Genomic DNA, 11,427 nt, shown 5'->3' on the forward strand with positions numbered 1-11,427 from the left:
CAACGATCCCCGCAAACCGCAGTCCCTGAACAGGCAGCCCATGCGTCATTCGTTCTCGATGGAACAGGCGCTGGCCAGCGGCAAGCTCAATGCCCCGGCCGCGCATGGCGACCATGTCGCCCGGCTTGCGCTGTGCGAGGCGATCTGCCGTCCGGAAGGACCCAAGGTGGTGGTGGCGCGCGGTCCCGCAGGCTACGGCAAGACCACGTTGCTGGCGCAGTGCCAGGCGCGTCTTCAGGCCGGACCGATGCGCACCGCCTGGCTGACGCTGGACCGCGCCGACAACGACCTCTCGCGCTTTCTGCGTTGCCTGATGGCGGCGCTGGGCACACTGTCCGGCGGCGCAAGTCCGGCGTTCGCAGCCCGCGATTCGGAGGACACGCTGGCGCTGGCGCTGGTCGAGGCCGTGGCGTCGCACGAGGCGCCGTTTGCCCTGGTGCTGGACGAATTCGAAGCCATCACCGCCCCCGCCGTGCTGGACCTGGTGCAGGACCTGATCGGACGCCTGCCCGCGCACGGCCGGCTGTTGATCGGCTCGCGGCATTCGCCCGGCCTGGCGCTGGGCCGGTTGCGCGCGGCCAACCAGTTGCTGGAGATCGACGCCGCGCAGCTGTGCTTTTCGATGGACGAGGCCACCCAGTTCTTTGCGCGCCGCCAGCCCATGCTGACGTCCGCCGAAGTCGAACTGCTGCATCGCAAGACCGAGGGCTGGGCGGCCGCGCTGTGCCTGGCGTCCGCCTCGCTCGCGCGGCAGCCGTCCGCCGCCGCGTTCATCGAACGGTTCTCCGGCAGCGACCAATCCGTGGCCGACTATCTGGCGCAGGACGTGCTTGCCAGCCAGACGCCCGCGCTGCGCCGCTTCCTGCTGCGCACCAGCATTCTCAAGCAGCTCAGCGCACCGCTGTGTCAGGCCCTTGTGCCCGACATGGACTGCGCGGACCTGCTGCGGCAACTTGAAGACGGCCACGTGCTGCTCACGCGCACCGCAGCCGACGAGCGCCATTACCGCTATCACAGCCTGTTCGCCAGCTACCTGCAATCGCAGCTGCGCGCGCAGGCGCCCGGCGACATCGCACACCTGCATCTTGCGGCCTCGCGCTGGTACGAGACGCAGGGCCGGCCCGTACCAGCGATTGACCACGCCATCGACGGCGGCGACTTCGGCCGCGCGCTGGCGCTGTTGCAGACGCACGCCGAGCCGCTGCTGGCCGAGGGCCGGATGCGCCTGCTGTCGCGCTGGCTGGGCCAGCTGCCCGCGGCCGTACTCGCCACGCGGCCGTTGCTGCAGGCCATGCAGGTGTGGGCCACCTGTTTCACGCGCGGTCCCGGCGAGGCCGCTGCGCTGATGGCAGACCTGAAGTTGGCCGGCAGCGCCGATCCCGCGGTGCAGGCGCACGTGCGCGCGTTGCAACCCCTGCTGTTGTCGATGATGGATCGCCACGAGGAAGCCTACGCCGCCGGCCTGCCCAGCGTCGCGTCGTTGGGCGACGCACTGTCGTTCACCGATACCGCGCTGGCCAACGCCATGGCCAACGTCAGCGCCGTACTGGGCCGCTACCACGAGGCGCGCGCACTGCTGGACACCGCGCGGCGCGCGCAGAGCCGCAGCGCCAGCACGTTCAACCTGATGTACTCGGAAGCGGTCGAAGGCATCATCGACCTGCAGGAAGGGCGCATGCGCCAGGCCGGCGCGCGTTTTCGGATGGCGGTGCGGGCCACGCGCAAGGGCGCGTACGGACAGGCCAACGGCAACGCCTGGGCCGGCGTGCTGTATGCCGCGTGGGTCTACGAGACCGGCGACCTCGCGCAGGCCGCGCGGCTGCTGCAGGTGTACGTGCCGCTCGGACGCGACGTCGGGCTGCCGGACCACCTGATCCTGGGCTACCTGATGCAGGCGCGTGTGGCGTTCTACGAAGGCGATCCCGAGCAGACCTTCTACCTGCTGGGCGAACTGGAATACCTGGGCCATCAGCGCGGCCTGCCGCGCATCGCGGCCAGCGCCCGCGTCGAGCGCGCGCGCGTGCTGCTGATGCAGGGCCATCCGCACGCCGCGCGCGACGAACTGCTGCGCGCGGACGACGCGGACCTGTGGCGCCGCGTGGAAGCACTGCGGCTGCCGGCCAATGACCTCTTGTATCCGCGGCTGGGACGATTGCGGTGCGCGGCTTTTGACGGCGATCCCGCCGCCGCGCTGCGTGAACTGGATCAGGACATCGCAAAGGCGTTGGCCGCCCAGCGCGTGCGGCGCGCGTACAAGCTTCAGCTGTTTCGCGCGGTCGCGCTGGCGCGCATGCAGGACGATGGCGCGGCGGCGGCGCAGCTTGCGCCGCTATTGCACACGGCGCAATCCGAAGGCCTGTGCCGCGTGCTGGTGGACGAGGGCGCGACGCTGGCCGGCCTGTTGCAGCGCCATGCCGCGTCGCCGGCCGGCAGTGCATGGCTGGCGCCGGACGGCGCGCGCGCGTGGTGGCAGCGCTACCTGGCGCAGGCCCGTTTGAACCCGGCGGCGCCGATTGCCCCCGTGGGCGAGGCGCCCGGCGTGGAAGGCCTCACGCCCAAGGAACTGCGCGTGCTGCGCCTTCTGGCCGAGGGCCATTCCAATAGCGCCATCGCGCGGCAACTGTTCGTGTCGGAGAGCACCGTGCGCACGCACCTGCGCCACCTGAACGTCAAGCTCAGTGCGGACAGCCGGACGCAGGCGGTGGCGCGGGCCCGCAGCGCGGGCCTGCTGTGACGTACCCCGTGACGCACTCCGTGGCTTACTCCGGCGTGTTGATCTGATCCGCCGTGATGATCTCGGCGACCAACACCTGCCCCGGGCCATCCAGGTAATACTCTTCCTTGGCCGGTTCGCGCAGCTTCATGTAGGCGTCTTCGCCGATCTGCATGGTGTGGCCAGCGGCCAGTACGGCGCCGCTTTCCAGCATGTAGCTCATGATGTTGTTGAACATGGTCGAGTACATCTCGCCCTCGTCATGGCCCGTTGCCAGCGCCGCAAAATCCGGCAGGCCGAACGCATCGGCGCCATAGGTGCGCATCCACACGCCCTGCACACCTTCCACCTCGTATTTCACGAAGCCGCAATACAGCATGTTCAGCGGCAGCGTGCGCAACAGTTCCATGCTCTCGTCGCCCAGCGACTCGTCGGCAAACACGCCGGCGGGCAGCGACGTGTGCGCATGCTCGTTCAGCACCGCCAGCGCCTTGAAATTGGCCAACGCCCCCGCCACTGCGGCCAGCGCCACGTACTGCTCCAGCGGATCGGTTTCGTAGCCCGCGTAATACAGGATGACGTGACTCACATGCGCGCGGACCTCATCCTTCAACGTGGCCGGATAGTGCGACGGCGCCACGCAGGTTTCCAGCGCGTCCTTGGGATAGGGCGCATTGAAGCCCACCAGCCGCACGACGTGCTTGTCCCAGCCGGCCATGCCCAGGAATTCCGGCATGTCGGGCGCGATTTCGGCGCGGGCGTCCTTCATGGTCGGGTGGTAGGCGCGCAGCGCTTCAGCCAGCGCCGACTCGGAAATCGCCAGCGGCGCGGCAAAGAGGACTTGCAGGCTCAGCGGTTGCGCGATGTCCGGATTTGCCAGCAAGGCGGTGGAATCCGTGGGGTCGGCGGCGCCGGTGGGTTCTTCCTTGCGGCCGAAGAAACGGGAGAAGATGCTCATACGTATCCAAGGTTCGAAATAAAAACGGGGACAGTATAAGGACCCCGCCGGCGCATTCATCGCCGAGGTCGCCATTGGATACATCTTCGCGGGCCGGCTATTCCTCGAATCCGCGCGTCCCAACCGTCTCGACCACGAAATCAATGAAGGACTTGATGCGCGACGAGATCGCGGTGTTCCGGTAATACACCGCGTTGATCGGCTGCCGCTCTTCCAGCAACTGCTTCACAAACAGCGGCTGCAGCGCACCGCTTGCGCGGTCGCCGCGCGTCATGAAGTCGGACAGGCACACGATGCCGCCGTCGTTCAGCGCAAGCTGGCGCAGCGTCTCGCCGCTGTGAGCGCGCACCTGCGGCTTGATATGCACCGGCTGCCCGTCCGCATCCAGCAGCGGCCATTCGTTCAGCGGTTCCAGTTGGGCAAATCCCAGCAGCACGTGCGAGGCCAGATCCGCTGCGCGCCGCGGCGTGCCGTGCCGCGCCAGATAACCCGGGCTGGCCAGCACACGCACCCGGCTCGTGCCCAGCGCCACCGCGTGCAGCGACGAATCCTTCAGCCGCCCGATGCGAAACGCCAGGTCGGTGCGCCGCGCCAAGAGGTCGATGTTGCCTTCGTTGCTGGTGAGCTCCAGTTCCACCTGCGGATAGCGCTTGCGATAGGCCGGCACCAGCGGCGCGATCACGTGCAGCATGAAGGGCGACGCCGCATCCACGCGCAGGAGGCCCGCGGGCTGGTTGCGGCGCAGGTTCATCAACTCTTCGGCCTCCTCGACCGACGCGATGATCCGCCGCGCCTGCTCCAGGTAGGCCTTGCCTTCTTCGGTCAGCGCCAGGCGCCGGGTCGTGCGCCGCATCAGCGTGGTTTGCAGCTTTTCTTCCAGCCGGCTCATGGTGCGGCTGGTCGCGGAGATGGTCTGGCCCAGCACGTCGGCGGCGGCGGTGATCGAGCCGCTGTCCACGATGGCGATGAAGACCTGCATTTCGTCGAGGGTCGTTTTCATATTTGACGTTTTATCAAAAGTATTTCGCCCATACCGGTATTTTTCCGCAAGGATGCGGCAGGCACACTACGTCCATTCCCGAACGCCGCACGTTCGGCCACGCACACCCCCAGGAGTTTTACATGAGCATTCCCGCCTTTGGCGTTGGCACCTTCCGTCTGCAAGGCCAGACCGTCGTCGATTCGGTGCGCAACGCGCTGGACGTCGGCTACCGCGCCATCGACACCGCCCAGATCTATGAGAACGAAGCCGACGTCGGCCAGGCCATCGCCGAATCGAACGTGGCCCGCGAAGACCTGTTCATCACCACCAAGATCTGGGTGCCCAACTACGCGAAGGACAAGCTCGTCCCCAGCCTGAAGGACAGCCTGGCCAAGCTGCGCACCGACTACGTGGACCTGACGCTGATCCACTGGCCCGCGCCGGACAACGGCGTTTCCGTGGACGAATTCATGACTGCGCTGGCCGACGCCAAGTCGCAGGGCCTGACCCGCCAGATCGGCATTTCCAACTTCCCCATCGCGGAAACGCGCGCCGCCATCGCCGCCGTCGGCCGCGATGAGATCGCCACCAATCAGATCGAGCTCAGCCCCTACCTGCAGAACCGCACGCTGACCGCCTTCCTGAAGGAACAGGGCATTCACGTCACCTCGTACATGACGCTGGCGTACGGCAAGGTGCTCAAGGATCCGGTCATCGGCCAGATCGCGCAGCGCCACGAAGCCACGCCCGCGCAGGTTGCGCTGGCCTGGGCGCTGCAACTGGGCTATGCCGTGATCCCCTCGTCCACCAAGCGCGAGAACCTGGCCAGCAACCTGCTTGCCCAGGACCTGCGCCTGACGGACGAAGACATGGCGCAGATCGCCGCGCTGGAACGCAATGGCCGCGAAGTCAGCCCGGAAGGGTTGGCCGCAACGTGGGATTGAACCGAAGGGGACCGAACCATGCACACGACTGATCCGCTGTTCCAACCCTTGGCGCTGGGCAGCCTGACGCTGCCCAACCGTATCGTCATGCCGCCGATGACGCGCTCGCGCGCCACGCAGCCGGGCGATTGCGCCAATGCGCTGATGGCGCGCTACTACGCGCAGCGCGCCGGCGCCGGCCTCATCGTCAGCGAAGGCACGTACATCTCGCCGATGGGCAAGGGCTATGCCGGCACGCCCGGCCTGTGCACCCCCGCCCAGGTGGCGGGCTGGCGCGGCGTGACCGACGCCGTCCACGCCGCCGGCGGCCGCATCTACGCGCAGCTCTGGCACGTGGGCAGGCTAAGCCACACCAGCCTGCTCGGCGGGCAGGCGCCGGTGTCGTCCTCTGCAATTCAGGCAGAGGGCGTCAACGTCTTCATCCAGAACGAGGACGGCAGCCCCAACTTCGTGCAGGCCTCGGCGCCGCGCGCGCTGTCGGCCGCGGAAGTCCAGGCCATTGTCGAGGAATACCGCCAGGCCGCGCGCAACGCGATCGCCGCGGGGTTTGACGGCGTGGAGCTGCACGCCGCCAACGGCTATCTGGTCAACCAGTTCCTGGATTCCGAGGCCAACAACCGTACCGACGCGTACGGCGGCTCGCTGGAGAACCGCATCCGCTTCCTGGATGAAGTGGCCCGCGCGCTGGTCGAGACGCTGGGCGACCCGGCCCGCGTCGGCATCCGTCTGGCGCCGCTCACGACGCTGAACGGCTGCGTGGATGCGGACCCTGTCGCCACCTACACCGCGGCCGCCAAGCGCCTGGGCGAGATCGGCGTGGGCTACATCCATATTGCGGAAGCCGACTGGGACGACGCCCCCGACATGCCGCTGTCCTTCAAAGAGGCGCTACGCCGCGTCTATCCCGGCGTGCTCATCTACGCCGGCAAATACACGGCCGAGCGCGCCCGCGATGCGCTGCAAGCCGGCTGGGCGGATTTGATTGCCTTCGGCCGTCCGTTCGTGGCGAACCCCGACCTGCCCGAGCGCCTGCGTCACGACGAACGGCTGGCCGAGCATGACAGGAACACCCTGTTCGGCGGCGATGCGCGCGGGTTGACGGACTATCCGGCGTTCAACGCGCGGCAGGCGCCCGCGTCATGATTACGCCGGCTCGCGGGACTGCTGCTTGGTCTCCCGCATGATCGCCACGAAGGCATCCACCGCGGGATTCCGGTGATCGGGATGGCGTGCGGCGGCCAGTTCCGCGCGGAAGGCCCCGCGCCCCCGGATGCCCACGTACGCGAGGATATCCATGCGCATCCGCGCCAGCGACGCGGGCACCACCGCCGCGCCGAAGCCCGCTTCGACGAGGGTCAGAATCGTGGGGATCATGCTTTCCTGCACGATGTTGGCGGGCTTGCCCGCCGCTTCGACCATCTGCCGCAGCACCTGGCTGAAGTAGCGCGACCGGTCGCGCGCATAACCCACGAGCGGCAGGTCCAACACTTGCTCCATGGTCACCCAGCGCTTGCTCGCGAGCGGGTGGCCGCGCCGCAGCGCGAGCACCATCGGCTCGGAAAACAGCGGCAAGGGTGACAGGTCCGCATCCGCAAACGGCGGGCGCAGCAGCGCCAGATCCAACCGCCGCTGATGCAGCGCCTCGGGCATCTCGCTCGAATTCATTTCCTGCAGGTCCAGCACCACGCCGGGGAAACGCTGCCGGAACACGAACAGTGCCTGCGGCACGTTCGAATAGGCCGCGCTGGGCGTCAGGCCGATTGTCAGCTGGCCGGCTTCGCCGCTGGCCGCCTGCCGCACGTGCCGTACCGTGGCCTCGTGCTCGACCGCCATCTGCCTGATCCGGCGCTGCAGCTCCGCGCCGGCCGCGGTCAGCTTGACCGTGCGCGTGGTGCGTTCCAGAAGCTGCACGCCCAGCTCTTCCTCGAGCTTGCGCACGCTCTGGCTCAACGGAGGCTGACTCAAATGCAGGCGCTGCGCCGCGCGCCCGAAATGCAGCTCTTCGGCGACCACGGCGAACACCTGGAGCAGACGGCTGTCGATGAGCATTTATTTTCCTGGCGAATCAATAGCGGGAGAATAAGGTATTAGACATCCTAATGGCGGCTTCCTACTATGCGCTCACAATCAACGGGCCGGGACGACGGCCTCCATGACAAGGGAAATGCCATGCCTGCTGCCTCCTTCACCCTCAAGTTCCTGGCCGGGGCCTTTGCCGCCAGCCTGTGCCTTGCCTCACCCGGCGCCCTGGCGCAAGCGGCCTATCCCAACCAGGCCATCAAGTTCATCGTGCCGTACGCGGCGGGCGGCAGTTCGGACACGCGCTCGCGCCAGTTGGCCCAGAGACTCAGCGATTCGCTGGGCGTACCCGTCGTGGTCGACAACAAGCCGGGCGCAAGCGGCAACATCGGCACGGCGCAGATCGCCTCGGCAAAGCCGGACGGCTACACGATCGGTCTGGGCAACTTCGCGCCCATGTCGGTCAACAAGGCGCTCTATACGATGCCCTTCGATCCGGCAAAGGACATCGCGCCCGTGGCCCTGATTGAACTGGGCCCGATGGCGCTGGGCGTCAGCAGCAAATCTCCCTATGCCGACCCGGCCGCGCTCGTGCGTGACGCCAAGGCCAATCCCGAAAAGCTCAATTACGCGTCCACCGGCGCGGGCAGCGCGTCGCACCTGAGCACCGAGCTGTTCAAAGAGCAAGCCGGCGCGAACGCGACCCACGTGCCCTACCGCGGTGGCGCGCCCGCCGTGAACGACCTGATCGCCGGCAACGTGGACTTCTACATCGAACTGCCCAGCCTGTTCCTGCCGCACGCCTCGGGACCCGATGCCCGCATCAGGATCCTGGCGGTGGCTGCGGACAAGCGCGCGCCGGGCCTGCCGGACGTACCCACCTTCAAGGAGCTGGGGATGCCCGATATGGTCGTCTCCAACTGGTTCGGCGTCATCGCCCCGGCAGGCACGCCGCCCGATGTCATCAAGACGCTGAATGACCACATCAACCGCGCCCTGCAGGACAAGCAGTACCGCGCCGTGGTGGAGTCGCAAGGCGGTGAGGTGGCAGGCGGCACGCCGGAACAGTTCCAGGCCTTCATCGCCAGCGAAAACGCGCGCTGGACGCAGCTCATCCAACAGAAGCAGATCAAGGTCCAATGATGCTGGCAGCGCAGGAAGCCCTTGCCCGAAGCAAGGCGGGGGATGCGCAGGTCCAGGCCTGGGTCTGCTTGGCCGATGAAAGCGCGGTTGCCCAGTCCGGGACGGGCGGGCTGGCGGGCGCGGGGTTCGGCGTAAAGGATGTGATCGACGTCGCGGGCTTGCCCACCCGCTCGGGCTCCGCCGCTGAGTCGGCCGAGCCCGCGCGGCGAGACGCGACCTGCGTGGCGCAGTTGCGCGCCGCTGGCGCCGTGCCCATCGGCAAGACCGTAACCGCCGAGTACGCGTATGTCACGCCGGGGCCGACCCGCAACCCGCGCAATCCGGCGCATACGCCGGGCGGCTCGTCGAGCGGATCCGCGGCGGCGGTCGCCGCGGGCATGGTCGACATGGCGCTGGGGACGCAAACGGGCGGTTCCATGATCCGCCCCGCCGCCTTTTGCGGCGTGGTCGGCTTCAAACCCACTTTCGGCCGGGTGCATCGGCAAGGGATGCACGTGCTGTGCGACTCGCTGGACACCATCGGCTGGTTCACGCGCGACGTGGAGCAGTCCCAGCTGGTGGCCTCGGTGCTGCTGCCGGGCTCGGCCGCACCGCGTCCCGATCGCGCGCCGCGCGTCGCACTGGTGACCGCAAGCGCGATCGGCGACCTGAGTGACGCCGCGCGAACGGCGCTCAATGACTGCGCGGCAGTCCTGCGGGAACAGGGCGCCCACATTACCGCGCCGGAAGTGGATGGGGATCTGCAGACACTGCTGCACATCCATTCGCAGACCATGCTCGCCGAATTGGCGCGCGGCCTGCTGCCGGTGGCGCTCGGCGCGCAAGGCAGCTTGCTGTCGCCGGCGCTGCGTGCGGCGGTGGACCGAGGGCTGGCGATTCCGTACGCGGAGTACGTGGCGCTCCAGCACCGCCGCGTGCAGCTGGCCCGCGAGTGGCAGGCGCGTTTCGGCGACGTGGACTTCATCATCACGCCCAGCGCCCCGTCCGAAGCGCCCGAGGGGGTGCGATCCACCGGCTCGTCCCTCTTTAATCGCATATGGTCGCTGTTGGGTTGGCCGGCACTGCATCTGCCGACGGGCTGCGCGGACAATGGCCTGCCGGTCGGCGTGCAGTGGGTTGCGCGGACCGACGAAGACCAGGCCTTGCTCGGATGGGCGCGGCAACTGCATTGCGTCATCAGGGGCGCCTTTTTGAGCGCGCCCGAGAGAATTCGGGATTAAGCCCTAACCAATTGGTATGGGTTTGCGGCCCGACGTGGCCGGAATGAAAGGATCGGGCCCTACACTGCCTCATCGCAGCGCGCGGCCCGATGCGCCGGCGCACCACCCGATGGGAGCCCGTCCTGGCATGAACGATCCAACGTCCGATGATCCGTCCTGGCTGCGACCGCGGTTTCTTCTCGCGGTGGTCCTGACCGGCCTCTTCGCAGGGCTGGGCGGCATGCTGCTCGGCATGCTGCTGCACGCCGTCCAGCACCTGGCCTACGGCTACGGCGGCGGCCAGATCATCAGTCACGAAACATTCCTTGAAGGCGTGCAGGCCGCCAGCGGACCTCGCCGCGTGCTGGCGCTGGTGCTGTGCGGCCTGGCGGCCGGCGGCGGATGGTGGATGATCTATCGCTATGGCCGTCCCCTGGTCAGCGTCAAGAAGGCGGTGTCAGACACCACGCAAGCGATGCCCCCGGCGACGACCATGGCGCACGCCATCCTGCAGATCGTGACCGTCGGGCTGGGCTCGCCACTGGGCCGCGAGGTCGCCCCGCGCGAAGTCGGCGCGCTGGCCGGCGGCCGGCTGGCCGCGCTGCTGCGGCTGCCGCCCGCGCAGCACCGGATCGTCATCGCCTGTGGCGCCGGCGCGGGGCTGGCCGCCGTCTATAACGTGCCGCTCGGCGCGGCCCTGTTCGTGCTGGAGGTGCTGCTGGGATCGTTCGCCTGGCCTGCGGTGGTCGCAGCGCTTATCGCCTGCTGCATTGGCGCGGTGGTGGCATGGGCGGGACTGGGCAACGACATCCAGTACGCCGTGCCCGCCATGCAGATCAGCGCCAGCCTGGTGGCCTGGGCCATCGTTGCCGGCCCCTTGTTCGGATGCGCGGCCCACGGTTTTCAGCGGCTGACGGCCGCAGCGCGCGCCAAGGCCGCCCGGGGCTGGCAACTGCCCGTGGCCTGCCTGGTCAATTTCACGCTGCTCGGCCTGCTTGCAATCTATCTGCCCGCGCTGCTGGGCAACGGCAAGGGCCCGGCGCAACTGAGTTTCGACAATGAGCTGACCATCGCCCTGGCCGCCACGCTGGCCGTGATGAAGGTGGTTGTCGTCGCCTGCACGCTGCGCGCGGGCGCGGAGGGCGGTTTGCTCACCCCCGCCATCGCCGTCGGCGCGTCGCTTGCCGTCGTGCTGGGGGGGCTGTGGAGCATGGCCTGGCCCGACTCGCCGCCCGGCGCGTTTGCCGTGGTGGGCGCGGCCGCCTTTCTGGCCTCGTCGATGCGCATGCCGCTGACCGCGGTGGTGCTGATCCTGGAATTCACCCGGGTCGACCAGGCCTTTCTTGTTCCCATCATCGTGGCGGTGGCCGGCTCGGTGCTGACGAGCCGCTACTGCGCGGCCCGCCGCGACCGGCTTGCCGCCGCCCCTGCCGCCGCCGCGCGCAACGCATCCTGAAGTTCCCGGAGAC

General features: G+C 68.2%; 9 protein-coding genes. 6 read left to right on the forward strand and 3 right to left on the reverse strand.

Annotated elements, in window-relative coordinates; all coding sequences use genetic code 11:
• Positions 1 to 40: 40 nt before the first annotated feature.
• The gene (locus AC6LJW_RS16735) at positions 41 to 2,734 is read left to right on the forward strand and encodes a winged helix-turn-helix domain-containing protein (protein WP_498087796.1); all 2,694 of its coding nucleotides are present in this window, start codon (positions 41 to 43) and stop codon (positions 2,732 to 2,734) included.
• A 25-nt stretch (positions 2,735 to 2,759) separates the two neighbouring features.
• Here AC6LJW_RS16735 and AC6LJW_RS16740 read toward each other — a convergent pair whose 3' ends face one another.
• Complete coding sequence (locus AC6LJW_RS16740; protein WP_498087797.1) at positions 2,760 to 3,671, reverse strand: DUF4261 domain-containing protein; 912 nt, start codon at positions 3,669 to 3,671, stop codon at positions 2,760 to 2,762.
• A gap of 97 nt (positions 3,672 to 3,768) precedes the next feature.
• Positions 3,769 to 4,671, reverse strand: coding sequence for a LysR substrate-binding domain-containing protein (locus AC6LJW_RS16745; protein WP_056565248.1), 903 nt, complete (start codon positions 4,669 to 4,671; stop codon positions 3,769 to 3,771).
• Positions 4,672 to 4,793: 122 nt separating this feature from the next.
• Between AC6LJW_RS16745 and dkgB the strand changes: the two genes are divergently transcribed.
• Complete coding sequence (dkgB, locus tag AC6LJW_RS16750) at positions 4,794 to 5,597, forward strand: 2,5-didehydrogluconate reductase DkgB (protein ID WP_498087798.1); 804 nt, start codon at positions 4,794 to 4,796, stop codon at positions 5,595 to 5,597.
• 18 nt (positions 5,598 to 5,615) lie between these two features.
• Positions 5,616 to 6,740, forward strand: a complete 1,125-nt coding sequence (locus tag AC6LJW_RS16755; RefSeq protein ID WP_498087799.1) for an alkene reductase — start codon at positions 5,616 to 5,618, stop codon at positions 6,738 to 6,740.
• Here the strand turns inward: AC6LJW_RS16755 and AC6LJW_RS16760 are convergent, their stop codons facing one another.
• On the reverse strand, positions 6,741 to 7,646 hold the full coding sequence (locus AC6LJW_RS16760) for a LysR family transcriptional regulator (protein WP_498087800.1): 906 nt from the start codon (positions 7,644 to 7,646) through the stop codon (positions 6,741 to 6,743).
• 120 nt (positions 7,647 to 7,766) lie between these two features.
• Here AC6LJW_RS16760 and AC6LJW_RS16765 point away from each other — a divergent pair, with 120 nt between their 5' ends.
• The 3 genes from AC6LJW_RS16765 to AC6LJW_RS16775 all read left to right on the forward strand — a co-directional run bounded on the left by AC6LJW_RS16765 (position 7,767) and on the right by AC6LJW_RS16775 (position 11,414).
• Complete coding sequence (locus AC6LJW_RS16765; RefSeq protein WP_498087801.1) at positions 7,767 to 8,759, forward strand: Bug family tripartite tricarboxylate transporter substrate binding protein; 993 nt, start codon at positions 7,767 to 7,769, stop codon at positions 8,757 to 8,759.
• Complete coding sequence (locus AC6LJW_RS16770) at positions 8,756 to 9,979, forward strand: amidase (protein ID WP_498087802.1); 1,224 nt, start codon at positions 8,756 to 8,758, stop codon at positions 9,977 to 9,979. The genes AC6LJW_RS16765 and AC6LJW_RS16770 overlap by 4 nt, the downstream gene beginning before the upstream one ends.
• Before the next feature lie 127 nt (positions 9,980 to 10,106).
• Positions 10,107 to 11,414 (forward strand): chloride channel protein, encoded by a 1,308-nt coding sequence (locus AC6LJW_RS16775; protein ID WP_498087803.1) that lies wholly within the window; start codon positions 10,107 to 10,109, stop codon positions 11,412 to 11,414.
• The last annotated feature ends 13 nt before the right edge of the window (positions 11,415 to 11,427 follow it).

It is taken from the genome of Achromobacter sp. 1012554356 (assembly GCF_059760815.1).